The 21966-nt window shown below is 68.8% G+C and carries 17 protein-coding genes and 3 pseudogenes; 12 read left to right on the top strand and 8 right to left on the bottom strand.

Annotation, left to right across the window (positions count from 1 at the left end; genetic code table 11):
* Positions 1 to 8 precede the first annotated feature (8 nt).
* From AQI94_RS27320 to AQI94_RS27330, 3 genes are all read left to right on the top strand, one after another.
* Positions 9 to 491, top strand: a complete 483-nt coding sequence (locus AQI94_RS27320; protein ID WP_031038178.1) for a methylated-DNA--[protein]-cysteine S-methyltransferase — start codon at positions 9 to 11, stop codon at positions 489 to 491.
* A 100-nt stretch (positions 492 to 591) separates the two neighbouring features.
* A complete protein-coding gene (locus AQI94_RS27325) occupies positions 592 to 993 on the top strand; it encodes a hypothetical protein (RefSeq protein ID WP_031038177.1) in 402 nt (133 codons plus the stop codon).
* 403 nt (positions 994 to 1396) lie between these two features.
* Positions 1397 to 2188 carry a response regulator transcription factor gene (locus AQI94_RS27330; RefSeq protein WP_051831919.1) on the top strand — a complete coding sequence of 264 codons (792 nt, stop codon included), beginning with the start codon at positions 1397 to 1399 and terminating at the stop codon, positions 2186 to 2188.
* 21 nt (positions 2189 to 2209) lie between these two features.
* Here the strand turns inward: AQI94_RS27330 and AQI94_RS27335 are convergent, their stop codons facing one another.
* From AQI94_RS27335 to AQI94_RS27360, 6 genes are all read right to left on the bottom strand, one after another.
* Complete coding sequence (locus tag AQI94_RS27335) at positions 2210 to 3607, bottom strand: WD40 repeat domain-containing protein (RefSeq protein WP_078902611.1); 1398 nt, start codon at positions 3605 to 3607, stop codon at positions 2210 to 2212.
* Positions 3608 to 3812: 205 nt separating this feature from the next.
* On the bottom strand, positions 3813 to 4559 hold the full coding sequence (locus tag AQI94_RS27340; protein ID WP_031038169.1) for an SIR2 family NAD-dependent protein deacylase: 747 nt from the start codon (positions 4557 to 4559) through the stop codon (positions 3813 to 3815).
* A gap of 107 nt (positions 4560 to 4666) precedes the next feature.
* Positions 4667 to 5161 carry an NUDIX domain-containing protein gene (locus AQI94_RS27345; RefSeq protein ID WP_031038167.1) on the bottom strand — a complete coding sequence of 165 codons (495 nt, stop codon included), beginning with the start codon at positions 5159 to 5161 and terminating at the stop codon, positions 4667 to 4669.
* 609 nt (positions 5162 to 5770) lie between these two features.
* Positions 5771 to 7042, bottom strand: coding sequence for a hypothetical protein (locus AQI94_RS27350; RefSeq protein WP_199814287.1), 1272 nt, complete (start codon positions 7040 to 7042; stop codon positions 5771 to 5773).
* An 11-nt stretch (positions 7043 to 7053) separates the two neighbouring features.
* Entirely contained in the window at positions 7054 to 7953 is a 900-nt protein-coding gene (locus AQI94_RS27355) for a nitrilase family protein (protein WP_031038162.1), read from the bottom strand.
* A 12-nt stretch (positions 7954 to 7965) separates the two neighbouring features.
* On the bottom strand, positions 7966 to 9333 hold the full coding sequence (locus AQI94_RS27360; protein WP_063760149.1) for an amidase: 1368 nt from the start codon (positions 9331 to 9333) through the stop codon (positions 7966 to 7968).
* A 428-nt stretch (positions 9334 to 9761) separates the two neighbouring features.
* Here AQI94_RS27360 and AQI94_RS27365 point away from each other — a divergent pair, with 428 nt between their 5' ends.
* The 5 genes from AQI94_RS27365 (at position 9762) to AQI94_RS27385 (ending at position 16893) form a co-directional block, all read left to right on the top strand.
* Positions 9762 to 10772 (top strand): LacI family DNA-binding transcriptional regulator, encoded by a 1011-nt coding sequence (locus tag AQI94_RS27365; protein WP_225890269.1) that lies wholly within the window; start codon positions 9762 to 9764, stop codon positions 10770 to 10772.
* Between the two features lie 1276 nt (positions 10773 to 12048).
* Positions 12049 to 14223 carry an MMPL family transporter gene (locus AQI94_RS27370; protein ID WP_225890270.1) on the top strand — a complete coding sequence of 725 codons (2175 nt, stop codon included), beginning with the start codon at positions 12049 to 12051 and terminating at the stop codon, positions 14221 to 14223.
* Positions 14224 to 14421: 198 nt separating this feature from the next.
* Positions 14422 to 15675 (top strand): sensor histidine kinase, encoded by a 1254-nt coding sequence (locus tag AQI94_RS27375; protein ID WP_225890271.1) that lies wholly within the window; start codon positions 14422 to 14424, stop codon positions 15673 to 15675.
* Complete coding sequence (locus tag AQI94_RS27380; RefSeq protein WP_031038147.1) at positions 15672 to 16343, top strand: response regulator; 672 nt, start codon at positions 15672 to 15674, stop codon at positions 16341 to 16343. Before AQI94_RS27375 ends, AQI94_RS27380 begins: the two co-directional genes overlap by 4 nt.
* 169 nt (positions 16344 to 16512) lie before the next feature.
* Positions 16513 to 16893 carry an AQJ64_40280 family protein gene (locus AQI94_RS27385; RefSeq protein ID WP_031038145.1) on the top strand — a complete coding sequence of 127 codons (381 nt, stop codon included), beginning with the start codon at positions 16513 to 16515 and terminating at the stop codon, positions 16891 to 16893.
* 62 nt (positions 16894 to 16955) lie between these two features.
* Here AQI94_RS27385 and AQI94_RS27390 read toward each other — a convergent pair whose 3' ends face one another.
* The gene (locus tag AQI94_RS27390; protein ID WP_031038142.1) at positions 16956 to 18044 is read right to left on the bottom strand and encodes an alcohol dehydrogenase catalytic domain-containing protein; all 1089 of its coding nucleotides are present in this window, start codon (positions 18042 to 18044) and stop codon (positions 16956 to 16958) included.
* A gap of 102 nt (positions 18045 to 18146) precedes the next feature.
* Between AQI94_RS27390 and AQI94_RS27395 the strand changes: the two genes are divergently transcribed.
* The 4 genes and pseudogenes from AQI94_RS27395 to AQI94_RS27405 all read left to right on the top strand — a co-directional run.
* Complete coding sequence (locus tag AQI94_RS27395) at positions 18147 to 19040, top strand: LysR family transcriptional regulator (RefSeq protein ID WP_031038140.1); 894 nt, start codon at positions 18147 to 18149, stop codon at positions 19038 to 19040.
* Between the two features lie 24 nt (positions 19041 to 19064).
* Positions 19065 to 19341 (top strand): annotated as a pseudogene (locus AQI94_RS45780) (transposase); the annotation flags it as partial.
* Positions 19342 to 19748: 407 nt separating this feature from the next.
* On the top strand, positions 19749 to 20897 hold the full coding sequence (locus AQI94_RS27400) for an amidohydrolase family protein (RefSeq protein WP_031038137.1): 1149 nt from the start codon (positions 19749 to 19751) through the stop codon (positions 20895 to 20897).
* Positions 20891 to 21347 (top strand): annotated as a pseudogene (locus AQI94_RS27405) (IS5/IS1182 family transposase); the annotation flags it as partial. The gene AQI94_RS27400 and the pseudogene AQI94_RS27405, both read left to right, overlap by 7 nt.
* 87 nt (positions 21348 to 21434) lie before the next feature.
* Here AQI94_RS27405 and AQI94_RS43140 read toward each other — a convergent pair.
* Positions 21435 to 21924 (bottom strand): annotated as a pseudogene (locus tag AQI94_RS43140) (ADP-ribosylglycohydrolase family protein); the annotation flags it as partial.
* Between the last annotated feature and the right edge of the window lie 42 nt (positions 21925 to 21966).

A 21966-nucleotide genomic window follows, 5' to 3' on the forward strand; every position in this document is an offset into this window, starting at 1 on the left:
GACGTTCAGTGAAGCAGCACACCGTGATCGACAGTCCCTACGGCCCTTTGACCCTGGTCGCCGACGACGGCGTCCTGTGCGGCCTCTACATGACCGACCAGCGCCACCGCCCGCTGGAGGAGACCTTCGGCGCACCGGACGAAGGATGGTCCAAGGAGGCCGAGGACCAGCTGACGGCCTACTTCCAGGGCGAGTTGAAGGAGTTCACCCTGGAACTGCGCCTGCACGGCACGCCGTTCCAGCGCACGGTCTGGGAACAGCTGCGCCGGATCCCGCACGGCGAGACCCGCACCTACGGCCAACTCGCCGACGCCCTCGGCAACCCCAAGGCCACCCGCGCGGTCGGCCTCGCCAACGGCCGGAACCCGATCGGCATCATCGTCCCCTGCCACCGCGTGGTGGGCGCGGACGGCAGCCTCACGGGATACGGCGGCGGCCTGGAGCGCAAGCAGCGGCTGCTGGACTTCGAGCGGGGGGCGGCGCTCTTCTAGCCGTCGTCAATGGGGAGTTCTTCCGATCCCTGAAGTGGTGGCGTGTCCGTACGTTCCAGCTGACCGAAGCACATCGCAGTCCGAAAGGCTGGAGGCCACCATGGCTGGATCGTTCGACGCCGAGATCAAGATGGTCTATCCCGTCGACGACGGGACGTTCTTCACGGTCGACCGCATCCCGAGCGGTACGCCCTTCGACGTCATCGCCAACGTGGAGATCGGCGACGAGATCAACGGCAACGTCGACGAACACGACGTGTGGGTCTCGGTGCGCAACCTCAGCAAGTCGACCGTCGTCGCCGCCCGACACCTCAACGAGACCCTGGCCCCCCAGAAGGACACCCGGCGCAGGCTGGAGGTCCGGGTCGACTTCGACACCCCGTGGACCGCGGACAACGGCGACGTACTGGAGGTGGTGGCCTCCTATCGCGTGCGTGCCGGGATCAACACCATTTTCTCGGCGGCACGCAGCCTGCCGTTCGTCATCGCTCCCGAGGACTGAGTCCGGCCGGCGGTTCCGTCGTCCGCACGACGCCGGAACCGCCGTAGGTGCCGGGTGGGGTTCTCGTGCGCCAACCGCAGTGGAGCCGGTCTGCGGAGCGGTGTACGACCGGCTGACGAGGTGTTGAGGGGCCAAGTCCGCGGTGCGCTACCCGGCCTGGCCCGCCCGTCCCGGAAGCCGTGGTCCGGCAGGGCGAGCCGTCCCGTGCGACGGTCGCCGCCACCGGGACGGGGATGTCCGCCCGGGCACGCTTGACCATCCTCGTGACCAGGGTGACCGGCGCACGATGGGGCGCCCCCTCCCTCGCTACCGGACTGAGTGCTTGTTGCACGCGCACAGTCCTCGATGCGGCCCGGCCGCACGATGCGTGCCGTCCCGCCCGGCTGCCGCGATTCTGTCTGGCATGACGGAGCTGGAGACTCGTGACTACCGCCGCATGCTCGACCTTGCGGTCACCCTCCTGGAAAGCCTCGATCCGGACTGGTCGCTCGCGACGGCCGAACTCAACGAGGTGCTGCACGGGGGGCTGTGCCTGTTTCTCGACGACATCCGATTCACGCGGCGGTCCGGGTATGTCAGGGCGTGGGCCCCGGCCACCCCGCGGCTGGACCGTCTTTCCTGGGACATGCTCCTGCGCGCCAACATGGGGGCTCACCCGATCGCCGCGTACTACGCCGGCTGCACGGACCGGACGCCGGTCAGTATCGGGGACGTGGCGGGTCCTGGTCACTGGCCCCGGACGACCACGTATCGCACCATGCAGACCCTGTTCGAGGTGAACGACCAGATCGCCTTGCCGCTGCGCGCTCCCACGGGCGCCGTCCGGTCCTTCCTCGTCTGCCGCCCCACAGGCGAGAGCGTCACCGACCGTGACCGGCTGTACGCCCGACGCATCCAGCCGCTGCTCATCCGCGTGGACAGCCACCTCAGGGAACTGCAACGTCTGCGGGCAACGGTCCCGGACCCCCCGCAGCCCCTGCGACGCGCCGAGGAACACGGCATCACCCCTCGTGAGTTGACCGTCCTGTCCCTGCTGGCGGAGGGCCTCACCACCGCGTCCATAGCCGGCCGGCTGTCGATCTCCGTCCACACGGCCAACACGCACCTGGAGCGCCTCTACCGCAAACTCGGCACCACCAACCGCCTGACGACGGTGCTCACCGCTCGTGAACTGGGGTTGATCGCGGAGCGCTGAGGAGACGCGGGTGGTCGGCTTTCAGTGAGCGTGGCCCGTGTCCCGGACCTTCCAGACGAGCAGGCCGTCCGGACAGGCCGCGGCCATGAGGTCACCCCGCGGACTCCAGGCCAGGCCGGACACCACGTGTCCGATGTCGATGTGGAATTCCTTTCCTCCCGAGCTGAGATTCCACCCGATGATGTTTCCCTCCCTGTCTCCGGCCGCGATCAGGTTTCCCTCCGGATGGAATGCGATCGATTTCACGCAGGAGTCATGGGAGACGTGTCCGATCCGTCGATGAAGATCCGGCTCGAACACATGAATGTTCCCCTCGATGTCGCCGACCGCTATCCGGTCTTTCCGTGACATCGCCACGGAATGCACAGGTGTTTCACCCACTTCCTCGTTCCATGCCGGTTGTGGATCGGTCGGCCCCGAGTAGCTGAAGAGTCCTTCGGTACCGACGACGGCGAAACGTTGGGTGGCCGGAGAAAATGTGACGCTCTGATCACCCGCGGACTCGAGCTCACGGACGACCCGGCGACGGCTCAGGTTCCAGACTCTGGTCCGAAGGTCTTCGCAGATGGTGACGGCCCATTCCCCCAGGTTGTCCATGGACGCGCCGACGACCTCGTCATCGTGATGGAGGGATGCCAGGACGTCGCCGGAAAGCACATCGTGCAGGTGGACTGTGTCCGATTCGTCGAAGATCAGGAGCTTGCGGCCGTCCGAGCTGAATTCGACACCTTCGATGTCTCCGTGGTTTCCGCGGAGGGGTTTCACGGTTCGCACCGGGGTACCGCGCCCACAGTTCCAGAGCCTGATCGTTCCATCGGTGTGGGCGCACGCGACGACTCCTCCATGAGGACCGAAACTGGCTGCGGTGCCCAGGGTTTCCTCGTCGCCTCGTGTGTACAGGTGTTCCGGCGGTCGGCTGCTGGTCGGCGCCCGGGGCGACGGCTCGCTGCTGCCGGCGATGAAGGCACGCAGTATTTCCTCGTTCCGGTTTCCGGCTCGCAGTTGTGTGACGGCGCCGGGGAGGGAGAGGGCGTCGGCTGCTGCCCCCGCCGCGTCCCCGATCGCGCCGACTGCTCCGTCCAGCAGGCCGAACACGCTCATGTGATCCAGAGATTTCGACAGAGTGTGCAGGAGGTCAGGTGCGGGAGGCGGTGCGTCGGTTCCCGGAGGGCTCAGGTAGAACCGGTACGTCCCGTCAGCGGTGTGCAGGTCGAAGCGCGAGGCGAAGAGCTTCGTCGTCCTGCGCCAGATCAAGGAAGAATCCGTGATCTCGGTGGAGACTATTTCCTGCCGGTTCACTCGGAATGTAAGCCGTTCCTTGCTCGCCTCCAGGATTCCCACCCAAATTCCGGACCATGTGTATCTGACCCGGCGGCAATCAGGGTCGCACCAGGCCAACATCACCAGTGTCTCGTTCATCGGGTCCCCGTCCGGTCATCGTGGCAAGGGAAAGCATCCTCCTCTGCTGTGCCGTGAACCAGACTTGGCGACGTACCGCAAAACATCATCCGGAAAAGCAGCCACGCTCTTCTGGCTCTTTCCCGCCAGTGGGTTCCTTGCCTGTTCCCGGTGCCGCGAATGACGTATGCCATGCACCGGAATCAGTGTCACGCTCCTCGGATTTTCAGGCGGACCGGTGCTCATCATCGGATGCGAGGCGCCGTAGCACTCGGGGCAACGCCGTGCCGATCGGCTCCCGGATCACCTCGTCGGCGCGGTCGTCGTACGGTGTCGGTTCGGCGTTGACGATGACGAGCCGGGCGCCGTGGTCGGCGGCGATGCCCGCGAGGTCCGCCGCCGGCTGGACCTGGAGAGTGGTGCCGACGGCGATGAAGACCTGGCACGCCTTGGTGATGGCGACCGCCTCGCCGAGGACCATGGGGTCGAGGCGCTCGCCGAACATCACGGTCGCCGACTTGAGGATGCCGCCGCAGTCCAGGCACGGCGGGTCCACCTCACCGGCATCGACCCGGGCGAGCGCGTCCTCCATCGAGCCCCGGGCGTGACACTTCGTGCACACCACCTGCCGTGCGGTGCCGTGCAGTTCGAGGACCTTGCGGGCGGGCATCCCGGCGAGCTGGTGCAGCCCGTCCACGTTCTGCGTGATCACCCGTACCGGTACCCCGGACCTCTCCAGCTCGGCCACCGCCACATGCGCCGCGTTGGGCTCGGCGGTCAGCGCGCGGTTCGCCCGCCGCATCTGCCACGAGCGGCGGCGGATCTCCGGATCACCCATGTAGTAGGCGTACGTCACGAGCTTCTCGGCCTCGGGATCCGTGCGCCACAGGCCTTTCGGGCCGCGGTAGTCGGGGATTCCGGAGTCGGTGGAGACACCGGCGCCGCTGAGGAGGGCGACGAGGGGCTTGGTCATGTCACCGAGGGTAGGGCGGGTGATCGGGAACGGGCGAACGGATATCCGAACGCCTGATCCGGGCCGGAGCGTGCGGCCCCGGACCACGACCACGATGACCCGCCGGGTCAGCCCACCCGATGCCCGTTCTCCAGCTCCACCGTCCCCGAGCCGTCCGTGAGCGCGTCCAGTGCGGCCAGGACGCGGCGGCCGAGGGCGCCCGGGAGGTGGGCGGTGAGTTCCTCGCGCGGGACTAGGCGCCAGGACAGGAGTTCCTCCTCCTGGAGGCGGATCGCCTTGAAGTCGTCCTCGGTGAGCACCCCGCCGTCGTACAGGTACGCGACCAGCGGCGGGCGGGTCGTCCCGGGTACCCAGTCCACCGCCAGCAGCCGCCCGAGCGTGCGGTCCAGACCGATCTCCTCCGCGGTCTCTCGGCGCGCGCCCTGCCGGGGGGTCTCGCCCTCGTCGGACTCGATCGTGCCGCCCGGAAGCGCCCAGCCCTCACGGTAGTTGGGCTCGACGAGGAGCACCCGGCCGTCCGCGTCCCGGAAGAGGGCGGCGGCTCCGGCGATGACGCGGGGGAGACCGGCGATGTAGGCGGCGTAGTCCTCGGTGGTGGTCATCCTCGAAGGGTAATCAGTTCCCGGCGGCGCTCAGGCGCCCCGCAGCAGGCCGGTACGGGCACGCCGGTCGCGCGGTCGCTGGTCGGCGCCGGGGTCGAGGGGACGGACGTACCGGTGGCACCGGGCGGCTCGCGAGGTGTCACGCACGAGCACGTCGACGGTGACCGTGCGCCCTTACGCGCGCCGCTCGCCCCGGATCACGTACGTTCGTGACGCGGTCGCGGGACTGTCCGGCCGGGAAGCCGATCCGCCGGCACGCGGCGTCCTCGCGTGTGCTCACCCGTTGCCCACCCGTGCCGTCCAGGTTCCGTTCGCCCCCGGGCGCCTCGGCCTGCTCCCAGATCAACCCCTCAGGACAGCGGTGTCGGGCCGCGTCCCGAGGGCACGCGCCGCCGAGCCTCCGTCCGCACGCGCCCTCTTCGCCGACGATCAGTTCAGCAGCGTCGCGAGAGGCGCTGTTCGAGGAACGCGAAGGGGGAGTCACTGATCTGTGGATGCTCGGTATGCAGAAGGATCTGGGTGAGCATGACGGTTCTTTCAAGCAATCGGCCGGGACACCTCAGGGCGGGCGCTGTCGGCTGTGTGCCGGAAGAGCCCGCCCCGTGGCGTTCAGGACGTGAATCCAGGGAGGAAGCCCAGCACGGGAACGATGGCCAGGCTGCATACGGCCATGGAGATCACGTTGCCGATGAAGGGGTGGAAGTCGTCCGGGAGCCGCTTGGAGATCCATGCCGCCAGCGGTGGGGCCGTGAGCGCCCCGAGCACCGCGCCGACGATCACGACGGGCACGGTGGGGCCGTAGGTCAGGACGACCGCCGGTGCCACCGAGACGACGGGGACGAAGGTGGGATACCAGCCGGTGGCAGCCCATCGGCGCTGGTAGAGCAGTACGCCGATGGTCGCGGTCAGGAACTGTGCGCTGAGGACCGCAGGGAGGAGGCCGGTCCCGTAGACGGGGCTGAGTGGGTTGAGAAGATCGGTGAGGACAGTGCCGCCGATGAGGCCGATGGTGGCGATCTCGTTGCCGTAGAACTGTGGTTCGGTGAAGTCGGCGAGGACGCGGCGCACCACCCAGAGCGGGCCCTGTCGCATCGGAGCCGAGGCTTCCTCGTCGGCGGCGGTGGCATCTTCCTGTCCCGTGTGGTCGGGAGTGCCGGAGGCCACCGGGCGTTGCATCCACGGGAGGTATCGGCACAGGAGGAAGGCGATGAGGGCGCCTGCCCACATGCCGGTCACGTTCCCGATGACCGAGGGGAGGTCGAGGGGTACGCAGATGTAGTGGACGACGAGCAGAGCGATGGGGGTCGTCAGGGCTGCGCCGAGCACCGCCCCGGTCGCGGCGACGGTCCAGCCTGCTCCGTAGACGAGCACCACCGCCGGAGGCACCGAGACGAACGGCACGAAGGTGGGCTGCCAGGCTCCGGTGGCAGGCAGCGTCCAGCCCCAGGCCAGGTCGGAGAGCAGCAGGCCGAGCAGGGCGGAGGCGAGGATCCAGGGCCACAGGCCGGTGCCGTAGCTGATGGGGAATCCCGCCCAGCGCCTGCCCCGTTTCCAGGCGACGTGTGCGGCCCAGCCGCCGGCCAGCATGCCCAGGCCGCCGATACCGCTCTTGTAGAACTGCGCTTCCGTGGTGTCGCCGATCCACCAGTGCAGGAAGTCTGCGACGTGTGTGTAGGCCCCCGCCTGCCAGGCGGTGTAGTCGGGCAGCCAGTGGGGGAGCGCGCCCGTGTACCGGTCGAGGAGCCAGGCCGCCGAGGCCGTCATCGCCACGAGGGCGATCCCGGCGAGGATCCGAGCGACACCGGGGGAGGCGGCGAGCCTCCCCATCGGGGCCCGCCCCGTCGGGGCTGTGGACGGTTCGAGGTCGGTGGAGGAAGTCATGGGGTCGCTCCTCAGCGCGGCTGGGCGTCGCCGCGCCGGTAGCCGAGTCTGTCGTCGTAGAGGTCGGTGCGGCGGTCGCGGGGGAGATCGTTGTGCTGGTTCCAGATCGGCGCCGAGCGCGCGGACACGAGGTCCAGGTCGCCGTAGACGATCGTTTCGTCGACCGGTGAGGCGATCGCTCCCACGGGCCAGCCGTTCGTTCCGGTGATGAGTGAGCAGCCGAGGAACTTGCCGCCGCGTTCCGTGCCCACGCGGTCGGCCGCGACGAAGAAGACGTTGTTGACATGGGAAGCGGTCATCGTGAGGTAGGCCGCCATGCATTTGCCGGACTCGTCGAACAGGGGTGGCGGGGTCCAGACCCAGTTGTTCACGCTGCAGATGACGTCCGCGCCCTGGACCGCGAGCAGGCGTGGCACCTCTGGGAACCAGATGTCCCAGCACACCAGCAGCCCGATGCGGCCGATCCTGGTGTCGAACACCGGGTAGCCGAGGTCCCCCGGAGTGAAGATCAGTTTCTCGCGGTCCCACAGGTGGGTCTTGCGGTACCTGCCGATGAAGCCGTCCGGGCCAATCAGCACGGCGGTGTCGAAGAGTTGCTCACCCGAACGTTCGCTGAGACCGGCCACCACGTAGAGCTGACGGCTGTGGGCGAGGTCGGCCCATGCCTGACAGGAAGGGCCGGAGGGTACTTCCTCCGCGTGTGCGTAGGCTTCCTCTCGTGTGCTGAAGGCGTAGCCCGTGTTGGCGAGTTCGGGCAGGACGATCAGAGTGGCGCCGTTGTCGGCCGCCTCGTTGATCAGGTCGAGCGTCCGGCTCAGGTTCTTCTCCTTGTTCTGCACCCCCACCTGTGGGTCGAACTGGACGGCGGCGGCGGTGACCGGGCTGGTGGCCGCGGCGGGGCGGTCAGGCATGGGGTGCTCCCTTCAGAGCGGGGTGGTTGCGGTGGTGCGGGGGGTACGGGGCACCGGCCCGGTGAGGCCGGGATTCGGGGGGATCGGCAGTCGGCATTCGGCGTGGTGCAGAGCCGCGGCGGTAGCCAGCAGCAGGTGCTCGCCTCCCGGTGGTGCGACGAGTTGCAGTCCGACCGGTAGGCCGTCGACGAAGCCGGCAGGGGTCGTCAGGGCAGGGAGTCCCGCGATGCTCCAGGGGCTGGTCAGGGACAGCAAGGCCGTGCGGACATCGACGTTCCCGCCGGCCGCGGGCACCGTCCGGGCTTCCAGGAACGGGGCTGGTATCGGGACCGTGGGCAGAGCCAGGAGGTCGTAGCGGCGCAGCAGGTCCAGGAGGGAGGCGCGGGCCCGCCGCCGGACGAGCAGCGCCTCGTAGTAGTCCGCCCGTCCGACACGGGCCGCGTCCCGGAGCCGGGCCAGGACTTCTTCGTCGTACAGGTCGGGCGCCGCGGCCATCCGGTCGGCGTGTACGGAAAACGCCTCCGCGCCCTGGATCGTCGAGTAGACGGGAAGGAGCGCGTCGGCGGGCATGGCCACCTCGTCCACCTGCGCCGCGTCCGGCCCCAGGAGATCGAGGGTCCCGTGCGCCGCGCCGGTCACGGCGCTGTCGGTGGGGAAGAGCGTCTCCGGGTCGATCCATCCGATGCGCAGTCGTGAGGTCATGTGCGTCTGCCTCGCAGCGCCGGGCCCGCCGGGTCGGGGCCCCACGAGTGCTTCCCACAGCAGTCGGCAGTCGTCGACGGTACGGGCCAGCGCTCCGACCGTGTCGAGGGACGGCGACAACGGGAAGACGCCGTCGGTGGGGACCGCGTCCTGGGTGGGTTTGAGGCCGACGATCCCGCAGTACGCCGCCGGGATACGCACCGAACCGCCGGTGTCGGTACCCAGCGCCAGCGGCACGATGCCGGCGGCGACCGCCACCGCGGAGCCACCGCTGGAGCCGCCCGACATGCGCTCGGTGCCGTACGGGTTTCGGGCGGCCCCGTTCGCCGAACGGTCCCCTGTCGGCCCGTAGGCGAACTCGTGTGTCGTCGTCTTGCCCAGGATGATGGCACCGGCGGAGCGAAGCCTGGCCACGCAATCAGCATCCTGCGTGGGCACGTGATCCGCGAAGTGGCGGGAGCCCATGGTGGTGCGCAGGCCCGCGGTGGCCACGTTGTCCTTGATCGCGACGGGCACGCCGTGCAGAGGTCCTCGGTCGACTCCGTCGGCCAGTTCCCGTGCGGCCCGGTATGCCGAAGCCCGTGCTCCTTCGGTGTCCACGGTCACGAACGCGCCGAGCTGCGGATCGAGCCTCGCGGCTTCCTGCAGGGCTTGGTCGACCAGGTCCTGCGGGGACATCCGACCGGAGCGCAGCTGCTCGGCCAGCCCACGGACCGTGTGCCCGGCGAAGAAGCCGGCACCCTCCGGCGGAGACGTCCGGGGCGTCCGGGTGACTGCTCCGCCGTCAGCGGTCCTGCATCGCGGGTTCATGTGTCCCCTTCTGGACCCAATCGATTGGGTGGGCAGAGTCATCGTTGCCCAATCGATTGGGTAACTGTGGATCGATCGACTGCGTAACTGGGAGGTGAGGGAGGGCGAGCTGCGGCCGCCGAAGTTTGAACGAGGTGCGACGAGCGTTCACCCAATCGATTGGGTGCGTCTGTAGTTATGATGAAAGGCGCCGGGCGAGGTGGTTGTCAATAGTCTTGTGGAAGAACCGGCGCGGAGAGAGGCGGAGCGGCACGGTGGGCCAAGGTGAGGGACAGCGCCATGCCACTTTGCGTACGGTGGCGCAGCTGGCGGGGGTTGATGTGTCCACGGCTTCCCGGGTGCTCAACGGCACCTCGGAGGACGCCAGGAGGGCGGCTTCGCGCGAGAAGGCGGATGAGATCCGCCGCGTCGCGGAGGAACTGAACTACCGCTCCAATCCTCATGCCGCAAGCCTGCGTACCCGGCGCACCAAGTTGATCGGCGTGATCGTCCCGCGTCTGTCCGATCTCGTGCTCGCGACGATCTACGAGGGCATCGAGGACGCGGCCACCCGCCTGGGCCTGTCGACGTTCGTCATGAACAGCCATGACGAACCCCGCGAGCAGAAGGCGCGGACCGAGGTGGCACTCTCCCGTCGTGTGGACGGGCTGATCTTCGGCGACGCCCACATCGACGGCCGCTTCATCGACGAGATCGCCGAACGCCGGATCCCCTTCGCACTCGTCAACCGGCGAGCGGGCAATCACCCCTCGGTGACCTGCGACGACTATCTTGGCGGCCGACTGGTCGCGGAGCATTTCCTGGAGCTCGGACACGAACGCGTAGCGGTTATCGCCGGTGAACCGTATGCCAGCACAGGCATCGACCGGACAGCGGGATTCCGCGACCGCTACCGCGAGGCAGGGATCCGGCTCCCCTCCTCCCGTATCGTCCACTCCCACTTCGACGCCGCCGGTGGCCGCCAGGCGGCGGAACAGCTCCTGCGGGGGCGAACCCGGCCGACCGCTGTCTTCGCCGTCAATGACTTCGCCGCGATCGGCGTCCTGGGCACCTTGCGCGACCATGGACTCCGTCCTGGCAAGGATGTGGCGGTGGCCGGCTTCAACGACACACCACTGGCACGGGAGCTGCCCGTCCCGCTGACCACTGTCCGTTCCCCCATGCACGAGATGGGGGGTCTCGCCGTGGATCTGCTCGTCCGACTTCTCGACGGCGAGCAGGTGAAGTCCGAACGACTGGCCCCCGACCTGGTGGTGAGGGCCTCCACCGACCCCGCCAGGCTCTCCCCCGTCGCCACGGACCTCTGAGGGTCGGGGCTGGTCCCCGCTGAGCGGCTTACCTGCATCAACGGGCTGAATCACGAGTGCAGGACGCCATGCGACTCGTACCACTCGATATGGCCGCTCGATTGTTGGCAGGGACGGACATTCATAATCCGGGTCCGCCAGGGCGCCTGTGTGTCGGTGGGTCCTACGAGCGGAGTTGTCCGGGATCACCGTCCGGGGTGACCGAGCAGTGCCCCGAGAAGGGTGTTCATCGCGGCGTTGCGTACGACTTCCGGGTTGGTGGGTTTCGGCGCATTCGGCCGGGCGCACAACATGTCGGTCACCGCGACGATCAACGAAGCGGGGTGCACACAGAAAAGGACCGTCTTCGCGACCCCCGCAGCAACACCACCCCTTGTTGCAGTTCCAACGGCCGCACTCCTCGCGAGACCCGTCACGACGTCTCCCCGCAGGAAGTCGTCAGCGACTTGCCCATAGGCGATGCCCTCAGCGAGGTCCATCGTCCGGTGTTCGTCCGGTTGGTGCCTCCCTGCGCCGAATGGAGCACCGTCCGTCGGTGGGTTGTAGTGGTTCGTCGGGTTGCGGAGCCGATCGCCCGGGGCCTCAGCCGGCGGAGGATCGGGCTTCTTCACGAAGGGACCGGGCTCCATCACGAGCCCTCCGGTGGGATCGCAGACCCACCTGCGGCGCCCGGACTTGGTCCGCTGTGGACCAGCCCCGGTCGCGAAGGCCGCCTCGGGGCCGCCGGCCTCTGTTACGAATCGCCCGGTGGGATCGCAGACCCACCTGCGGCGCCCGGACTTGGTCCGCTGAGGACCAGCCCCGTTCACGAAGGCCGCCGCGGGGCCGGCCTCTGTTACGAATCGCCCGGTGGGATCGCAGACCCACCTGCGGCGCCCGGACTCGGTCCGCTGAGGACCAGCCCCGTTCACGAACCCCTCACAGGTTCGTATTCGACCTTCGTGCGGGTTTTCGCGATCACGGCCACCCCTGCAGCTAGTCGCTACTCACATAAACCGTACTGCCGCTTTGAGTGTTCGTCAGGGTCCACCGGACGAGCGAAGTACAGGGCCCGACGCCGACGCTCGAACCTGGCGCGACCCGACAGCACCGGATCAGATCTGCGGACCGGGATGAAACAACGGGAGAAAACGACCTCCTACTCCCCAGGGAGTAACCCGCAACCGCCGTCGCCCCTGGCAGTACGCGTCACCTCGCCCTCCCGCCCGACGAAAGCCGTGGTTCTGACCGGAAGTCTGGGGACGGAAGCAGACGTCACCCGGAGGGAGATCGGTCAATGAGGGCCGGAGAGACAACCGCTACGACGAGGCCTGGGCCGCGGCGCGGGCGAGCCGTTCCATGGGCGGTGCTCGGGCTGTGGATTGCCGTGATCGCGCTCGTCGGGCCGTTCGCCGCGAAGCTCGGCAGCGTGCAGCACGACAAGATCACCGACTACCTGCCGGCGAGTGCGGACTCGACACAAGCGGCGAAGATCGAGGAGAAGTTGCCCGGGGGCGAGACCACGGAGATGGTGCTCGTCTACCACCGGGACAGCGGGCTCAGCGCCGCCGACCGCAAGACCGCGGCCGGGCAGGTCGCGGAGATCACCCGGCAGCACGAGCTGATCGGCGGTGCTCCCGAGGGGATTCCGTCCAAGGACGGCACGACCCTGATGTACCCCATCGCCAGCAACGAGCCCGGGGCGGACGAGGAGAAGCAGGACAAGCTCGTCACCGATGTTCGTGAAGTCGCCCAGGGCGAGGGCGGGTTGAGTGTCGATGTGGGCGGCACCGGCGCGCTGGGCACCGACTCCGGCGCGGTCTACGACCCGCTCGGCGGACCGCTGCTCTACACCACCGTCGCCGTCGTCGCCGTACTGCTGATCCTGATCTACCGCAGCCCCGTGCTGTGGCTCGTGCCCCTCGTCGTCGCCGGGATCGCCGACTACATGTCGATGGGCGTCGCCTACGGCCTCAACCAGGCCTTCGGCACGACCGTCTCGGGGCAGAGCTCGGGTGTGATGACGATCCTCGTGTTCGGGGCGGGCACGGACTACGCGCTGCTGCTCGTCGCGCGCTACCGGGAGGAGCTGCGGCGCATCGAGCGGCCGTACGAGGCCATGGTCGCCGCCCTGCGCGGCTGCGGGCCCGCGGTGCTCGCCTCCTCCGGCACCGTCGCCGCGGGACTGCTGTGCCTGCTCGCCGCCGACCTCAACAGCAGCCGGGGTATGGGCCCGCTCGGCACGGTCGGCGTGCTGTGCGCGCTGATCGCGATGCTGACCCTGCTCCCCGCCGTCCTCGTGCTGGTCGGACGGCGGGTGTTCTGGCCGCTCGTGCCCGCCTTCGGGAGCACGCCCAAGCAGCGGCGGAGCCTGTTCTCGGCGATGGGCAGCTCTGCCGGACGCAGGCCCCTGACCGTCCTGGCGAGCGGTGCCGTACTGCTCGGCGCCCTCGCCCTGGGCTCGTTCAACCTGCCGGGAGCGCTCAAGCAGGAGGACTCCTTCGTCACCAAGCCGGAGTCCGTCGTCGCGATGGAGACCGTTGCCAAGGCCTATCCCGAGCAGGGCAGCCAGCCCATCGACGTGATCACCCCGCAGGACCGCGCCGACGACACCCTCGCGACCGTCCGCGGCACACCGGGAGTCGCCGGCGCGGAGAAGGGGCGTACGGGAGACGGCTGGACTGAGATCTCCGTCTTCGCGAAGAGCGCGCCGCAGTCGGCGGGGGAGAGCGCCACCATCAAGTCCCTGCGGGACGAACTGAAGGGCTCCTACGTCGGCGGGGACAGCGCCCAGCAGATCGACCTGGAGGACACCAACGCCCGGGACACGAAGATCGTCGTACCGCTCGTCCTCGTCTGCGTGATGCTCATCCTGATCGGGCTGCTGCGGAGTCTGGTCGCACCGCTGCTCCTGGTGGTCGCGGTCGTCGCGGTGTGGGGCGCCTCCCTCGGGATCGGCGGACTGGTCTTCGAACCGCTCCTCGGCCTCAAGGGCACCGACCCGGGGCTCGGACTGCTGTCCTTCGTGTTCCTGGTCGCCCTCGGCGTCGACTACGGCATCTTCCTCATGCACCGGATGAGGGAGGAGTCCCTGGCGGGAGCGGAACCGGCCACGGCGGCACTCACCGCACTGCGCACCACCGGCGGCGTCATCGCCTCCGCCGGACTCGTCCTCGCCGCGACCTTCGCCGTGCTGACGAACATGGGCCTGGTGCAGCTGGTCCAGCTCGGCTTCGTGATCGCCGTCGGCGTCCTGCTCGACACCTTCCTCGTAAGGACGTATCTGGTGACCAGTGCCAGCGTCGCCCTGGGCCGGAAGGTGTGGTGGCCGGGCGTGCTCTCACGGGAGCCCGGGCCGGCCGAACCGGCCGCGTCGAGCGGAAGGGGCGGACCGACCGAGCCCCCCCCGGCATCCGGAAACGGTCAGTACACCCTGAGCACGCTGACCGAAGGCCTCGATCGAACGCTCTGACCGAGCACGCTGATCGTGCACCTTGATCCGGCGGGCCCGCCCAGGCGCCTCTTCTTCCGGAGGGGCGCCCGGGTTCCCGCACGAGTACCGGAAGTTGGAGCCGTGGAAGAACGGGGAACGACCACAGGGGTACGCGACCGGTGGGCGGCGGAGACGGCGGCGGGTAGCGGCGGGCGGTCCCGTCGCGTCGAGCGCATCATGTCCGCCGTCAACCGCGAACCGCTGACCGCACCGCACCGCACCCGCAACGACGCGGTCCTCGCCCTGTGCGTCGCCGTGCTCGCTCTGGCCATCGCCCTGACGGGCGGCGAAGGGACCCGGCCCGACCATCTCAGCTCGATGCTGCTGCTCGCCGGGCACGTGCCCCTCGTATGGCGGCGGCGCAGTCCGTCGGTGGCCCTGCTCGGGGTGGTGGCCTGCATGGCTCCGTACTACGCCTTCGACTACAACCCCGCCCTGCCCGCCCCCGCGATCGTCCTGGCGCTCTACACCGTGGCGGCGACCGGCACCGTACGCCGAACGCTGCTCACCGGTGTCGCCGTCCTCGTCCCGACACTGATCAGCAACGGCCTCACCGACTCGGACGGGGCGCTGGATGCCCTGGAGATCTCCGGCTGGATCATCGCGGTCCTGGTCGTCGGTATCGCCGTCCGCTACTACCGCTTGTACGTCGCCTCCATCGTCGAGCGGGCCGAACGGGCGGAGCGCACCCGGGAGGAGGAGGCCAGGCGCCGCGTCGCCGAGGAACGGCTGCGGGTCGCCCGTGACCTGCACGACCTGCTCGCCCACAGCATCACGCTCATCGGCGTGCAGACGTCCGTGGCGGCCCATGTCCTCACCGCCGACCCCGAGCGCTTCGACCGCAAGGCCGTCGCCCAGGCACTGGACGACATCGCGGGGACCTGCCGGATCGCCCGGGGGGAACTGCGTACGACGCTGGAGGTGCTGCGGGCGCATGACACGGTCGTGGGAGTGGACGCGGATCCGGGGCCCGGTTCCGTGCCCGGTTCTGTTTCCGGGGCCGAGGACATGCGGGGGCCGCTGCCCGGGATCGACGGGCTGGCCGCTCTCGCGGAGACCGGCCGGGTGGCAGGGGCCAAGGTCGAACTCTCCGTCCGCGCGGACGACATCCCGCCCTCCGTGGGCGCCGCCGCGTACCGGATCGTGCAGGAGGCGCTCACCAACGCCGTACGTCACGGCGGCCGCGAGGACCTCACCGTGCGAGTGGGTCTGTGGACCGCGGACGGCGCACTGCGGGTGAGTGTCAGGGACGACGGGACGGGCGGGGGCGGCGGGGCGGGCCCGTCCCACGGCACACCGGGGTTCGGGCTCGTCGGAATGCGGGAGCGGGCCCGTAGCGTGGGCGGCACCCTGGACGCCGGTCCGGGGCCCGCCGAGGGGTTCGAGGTGACCGCCACACTGCCGCTGTCCCGGGAGGACGAGGTTCGATGACCATCCGCGTTCTGCTGGCCGACGACCAGAACCTCGTACGGGCCTCCTTCGCGATGCTCGTCTCGTCGGCAGGCGACATGGAGGTCGTCGCCGAGGCGGGCACCGGGCGGGAGGCCGTGGCGCTGGCCCGGTCGGCGCGGGCCGATCTCATCGTGATGGACATCCGCATGCCTGACCTCGACGGGATCGAGGCGACCCGGCTCATCGCCGCCGACGAGGATCTCGCGGGGGTGAGGGTGCTCGTCCTGACGACGTACGAGACCGACGAGCACATCGTCGAGGCACTGCGGGCCGGGGCGTCCGGCTTCCTCGTGAAGGACATCGGGCCGGCCGAACTCCTCGACGCCATCCGCACGGTGGCCGCGGGGGACTCCCTCCTCTCGCCCGGTCCCACCTCGCGGCTGATCGCCCGCATTCTGCGCGCGCCGAACACCGGGACGACCCCCGCGGTGGGCGGGCTGAGCGGGCTGTCCGAACGGGAACGGCAGGTGCTCGCGCTGGTCGCGCGCGGTCTCAACAACCCCGAGATCGCCGACGCGTTGGGACTCAGCCCGCTGACCGCTAAGACCCATGTCAGCCGGATCATGGGCAAGTTGGGGGCACGGGACCGGACGCAACTGGTGATCCTGGCATACGAGTCAGGGCTTGTGACACCTGGGACTGTCTGAGTTCGGGCCGACTTTCGGGGCGGGTTCAGCTTGCGTTCAGGGGGAGGGCAGACAGCTGGAAGTGTTCGGTCCGAGTTCGTCCCGGCTCACTCAACCTGCGCAAGCCCAGGGCAGTCCTACCGGATGCCGGGATCGGAACAGGCATCCGACCGCTCGACCGAGGAGAGGGATGGCGCACCTGAACACGCAGACGACCTGGATTGACGCCCGTGAACGACTGCCGCGGGAGGGTGTACCGGTGGCGGCGGCGATCACGGGCCGGTACCCGGCTGACAGCGCTGAGTCCGAGAACGCGCTGGGGGAGGCGTTCTGGCTGGTGAGGCCGATGTACTTCACGACTCGGCACTTCAGTGAGGACGGAACGGAACACAGGGACTGCTTCGTCGACTCCGACGGATGTGTCCGGCTGCCCTACGGTCTTGCCGACGATGACACGGTGACTCACTGGGCGGAGCTGCCCACCCTGCCGGGCAGGACGACACACCTCGTTCTCGGGGACGACGTGCAGCCGGCGCTGCAGGATGCGTGGCGTGCTCGCCCTGGCACCTGACACACGTCCTGTTCCGGATGCGGAGTCGCTTGAACCGGTGCAGCCAGGCGAAGGCGCGCTTGTCAGCGAGCCGGTGGGGTGAGGGTGGTGCGGTCGAACGGGCCACCGTGTGAGGCGGCGTACGTGACGGCCTCGTTGACGGCGTCGAGGCCGAACGACCGGACCCGCTCGGTGGCGAGGTCCAGGGTGCCCGAGGCGAGGAGCCGGATGATGCCGACGTTCGCTGTACGCGGGTACATCCACTGGCCGCGCACGGTGATCGAGTTGCGCATGATCCATGGGTACGGGAGGGCGAGGTCGTCGCCGCCGAGCATGCCGACGCCGCCCATGAGAACGACGCGGCCGTATTCGCGCACGGTCATGGCTGCCGTGCGCGCTGCCGAGCTGGGCGCGCTCGGCGGCAGCAGGTCGATCACCATGTCGATCGGGCCGTCGGCCGCCGCGGACATCGCCGCGCGGTCGCCGGCCTCGTCCCCGGTGAGCGGAACCGGGCGCACCAGCGGACCGAACCGGTCGGCGAGCAGGTCCAGCGCGGCCTGGTTGCGGCCTGGGGCGACCACGCGACCCGCGCCCATGGCAAGCGCCACCGCGACCGCACTGCTGCCGAGGTTGCCGGTGGCCCCGCTGACGAGCAGCGTCTCACCGGCTGCGGGCCCGCCGGCCAGCAGCCCGCCGTAAGGGATGACGTGCACGCCGAGCGCGGCCCAGCGGGCCGGGTCGTCCCCCGCCGCTGCGGGGAGCGGGAAGACGTTCTCCGTCGGGACCCGCATGAGCTCGGCGAACGACCCGTCGTGCAGGTACCGGGCGAGGCGCGCGCCGCCCTCGCCGCGGGAACTCCAGCCCTGGAGCGTGATGTCGGGCGTCAGGGCGTCATCCCGCGCGCGCACCGTCGAGTCGCACCACACCAGGTCGCCGGGGCGCAGCCGGGTGGCGTCGGGGCCCACGTGGACGACCCGTCCCACGCCGCCGACCCCGGGCACGACGGGAGGGACCAGGGGGTAGTTCCGCTCGCCGCTGAAGACCTCAGCCGCGTAGGGCGCCACGCCGGCGGCGAGGACCTCGACCACCACCTCGCCGCCGCCGGCCTCGGGGTCGGGGACCTCCCGCACCGTGAGCGGGGCACCGAACTGCGTCAGAACTGCTGCTCGCACGTGATGACCTCCGTGTTCGTCCGTGTTCGTCGGGATCGACACTAGGAACCCGGTGGGCATGCGGGAAGCGACGACCTCGCATCTGTGGTATGCGTATCTCGCATGGACATCTCCAGCACAGGCCTGCGGGTCCTGCGGCAGATCGCCGAGTCCGGCAGCTTCACCGCAGCAGCCACCCGGCTCGGATACACACAGTCGGCGGTCTCACGCCAGGCCGCCGCCCTCGAACGAAGCGCGGGCACCGCCCTGTTCGAACGCCGCCCTGACGGAGTGCGGCTCACCCCCGCGGGTCTGACTATGCTGCGCCACGCTCGCACGATCCTGGACTGTCTGACGGCGGCCGAGCGCGACCTCACCGGCACCGTCCCGCGTACCGAACTGGTGCGGCTCGGACTGTTCCTGAGCGCGGGCGCGGCCATCCTGCCTCTCGCACTCACCCGCCTCGCTGCGACCGACCCGCAGATCACGGTCACGACTACCGAGGGCACCACGCCCTCCCTGGTCCGGGCACTGCGAGCGGGCTCGATCGACCTTGCCGTGCTGACGTCCCGCCCGCCTCACCGGCCTTTGGACGGCGAGTCGCCGCGCCTGCACGCCGAGACCGTCATGGACACCGAACTTGTCGTGGCGGTGCCTTCGACCGGAGAGTTCGCCGGCCGCACCGCGGTGCACGTCGACGAATTGATCGACGCCCCGTGGATTGCCGCCCCGTCGACGAACGCCGAGCCACTGCTCGGCGTCTGGCCCGGCCTGCCCGGACGGCCGGACGTCGTCCACCGCGCGCGCGACTGGCTGACGAAGCTTCAGCTGGTCGCCGGTGGCTTCGGGGTGACGACGGTACCCTCGCGGCTCTCGCCGATCCTGCCGCCCGGGGTGAGCCTGCTGCACGTCGAAGGCGCACCTCCCGAGATCCGCCGGGTTCTCGTGGCGCGACTCCCCGGCCGCCCCACCCCGGCGATCACGGCCGTCACCCGAGCAATTGCCTCGACCACCTGACACGTGCCGCGGCCGTCAGATTGGAACACTGGTCTCGGCCGCTTCCCCTCCCGCCACTTCGCCATCAACGCTGCCTGGCTGGAGCTTGCTCCGACCGCCGTCAACCCTGCTCACCTGGACCCAAGTTCTGCTACTGAACGGCGAATTGGCCTCCGTCGAGCCGGAGAAGCTCCGCTATCGGCCGCTGCACGCAGCCGCCCGCATCACCCGCGGCGGGCGCCGCCCTTACCTGCGGATCTCCGCTACCCGGCCCTGGTGGAGCACCCCACCCGAGCGTCGGGCCTCAGCCGTGCTCGCCTGACGGCAAGCGACCAACCAGCACGGTTCGCCGCGATCAGCCCGGCTGATCACTCCCAACCGAAACTCGGAAACGGCGATCCGGAGAGTACTCCCGTCGAAGTAACGTCGTGCCGCCTGTCTCCCGAAGGATGACGACCGCAGTATGACGAAACAGCACGGAATCGGGCCTAGCGTTGGGGCTATGCCGGAGCCTGATAATCCACTGCGGAGGTTCGGGGTGGCCACCAGGGCGCTGGCGACGGCATTCCCTGTCGCCGCATGCAGGGTCACACGCCGAGAACAGTGCGGGGCCCGCTGCGGCCGGCCCGCATAACGCGCACGCGGACGCGCGAAGACCCCCTGAAGCATCTCTCAGACAGATGCCGTACGGATACCTCACCACACAAACGCCTGAAGAGAGGGACTGACATGAAGCCCATGGGGCGCCGCGGCTTTCTCGCCGCCAGCACGGCACTTGGCATTGGTGCCGGATTGTCCACGCACGCCATTCTCTCGGAAACGAGCGAGAACGAGACCTCGGACAAGACTTCGGACAGGACTTCGGAAATTTTACGGCGGGACCAGGACCTGCCCTTCATCGGCACGGAGGAGACCTTTTCGACTCCCACGTTGTTGAAGCTGAACTCCATCAATCAGGATCACATAGCGTTCCTTGAGGAAATCGGTCTTTCGGATCTAGGCCAACGCCGCATCAGCGATATGGATGCGGGGGGACTCAACGTTCAAATCCTCTCTGCTCATACGCCCTCCGTGCAAAATGTCCCTGGGCATAGGGGCATCGACCTTGCCCATCGTCTTAACCGGCAACTTGTAGACGGGCCAATCGCCACATATCCGGACCGCTTCAAGGCTTTCGCCACCTTGCCCTTGCGGAGCCCGGAGGCGGCGGCGGACGAACTGGAACGCTCGGTTCGGGAAGATGGCTTCTTGGGTGCACTGACCAACGGACACATCGCGAAGAAGTATCTCGACCATCCCGATTTCGAGCCTGTGCTGGCACGTGCCGTTGCTCTCGATGTGCCGATCTACCTGCATCCCGGCTATCCAGCTGACGAGGTCTTCAAGATCTACTACAGCACCACGCGGTCCAAATATACGGAAGAGTACCAAGACTACATTTTCAGTGGGTCTGGATATGGCTGGCACCAGGAGGTGTTGGTCCAATGTATTCGGATGATCACGTACGGGGTTTTCGACAGATTCCCCAAGCTGAAAATCATCATCGGCCACATGGGTGAAGGTCTTCCCTTCTACTACGAACGGATCGTGAATGACATGGGCGAGCCGACCAAAGACTCGCTCGAGAAGCCCATCGGGAAATACTTCCAGGACAACTTCTGGGTCACAACCAGCGCATTTCCCCAGACCGAACTGCTCGATCTCCTGCTGAAGTACATAAGCGTGGATCGAGTGATGTTCGCAACTGACTACCCGTTCGCGGACATAAAGGAGCAGACCGACTGGTTTCGCGGAGTCGATTTGCCACGCGAAGACAAGGAGAAGATTGCATTCCGAAATGCGGAGAATCTGTTCGGAATGAAAGTGCCCGTAACCTGACGATGCGGCAGGTGGGTCCGGCTGTTCGGGGTCTCGTCCTCCACGGTCTGCCGTGTCGTCCAGCGGCTCGGCCCGCTGCCGGCCCTGGAGCCGGTCTCCCGTGCGGCTGAGGTGGCCGACCGGTTGCGGATCGTGGACGGCACCCTGGTCCCGGTCCGCGACCGAAACGTCGGCTCCTCGTCACGCAACTACCGGTTCTCCGCAAACGTGCAGGTCATCGGGGATGCTGGCACCCGTCTGGTGATCGCCGCGGCCCGGCCGGTGCCGGGCACCACCGCGGACGCCCATGCCTGGCGTGCTTCCGGCATGGCCGAGCACTGTCAGGGCGTCACCGTCCTGGGCGAGGGCGCCTACCTCAACTGCGGGATGGTCACCCCGCACCGCAAACGCCCGCACCGGCCCCTGCTGCCGGGCGAGGAAGACGACAACGCCGCCCAGCGCACCGGCCGCCCCTGGTGACTTCGCCGTTTAAGCGTTCCGGATGCTCGATCACCCGATCTCGGCCGACGCTCTCGTGGAGATGGAGCGATGCACTCGTCCTGTGATCGTTGACGACCTCGTCGCGGTCGCCTGCACGCTCGATGCGACCTGCGCCGTGCTGCTGGTCCAGCCGTGGATGTCGGCGTGGATCAGCGCCTCGATCCACTCCTGGCACGGGTTGTCGTACGTCGCCGTCAGCGGCGGTTTCGGCCCGTTGGCGAGGTTGCGGTAGGCGGCCCGCTCGGCGGTGAACGGAGGCCGAGGACGGCGTAGTCGGCGTCGTCGTCGCGGCAGCTGCCGTGGATACGGCCGCGCACGCACTCGCGCCACTCGGGCCGCAGCTCGAAGCCGTCGCTGTCGCCGACGGGCTCGGGGAGGTAGTCGGTCAGGGGCAGCGCGGCGGCCTGCCGCAGGTAGCGGTCGATCCGGTCCCGCGTCCACAGGTCGCCCTGCTCGACCGGCTTGCCGAGCATGTTGCCCGCGCCCCGCCGAGCCAGCCCCCGTGGATGCGGTCGGCGAGCTCTGGCTCAGTGCCCACAAGGGTCATAGCTCCGGTTCACCCCATTCCGCAGCACCGCACAGAGGGTTC

The sequence above is a fragment of the Streptomyces pseudovenezuelae genome, from assembly GCF_001513955.1.
Lineage (GTDB): Bacteria > Actinomycetota > Actinomycetes > Streptomycetales > Streptomycetaceae > Streptomyces > Streptomyces pseudovenezuelae.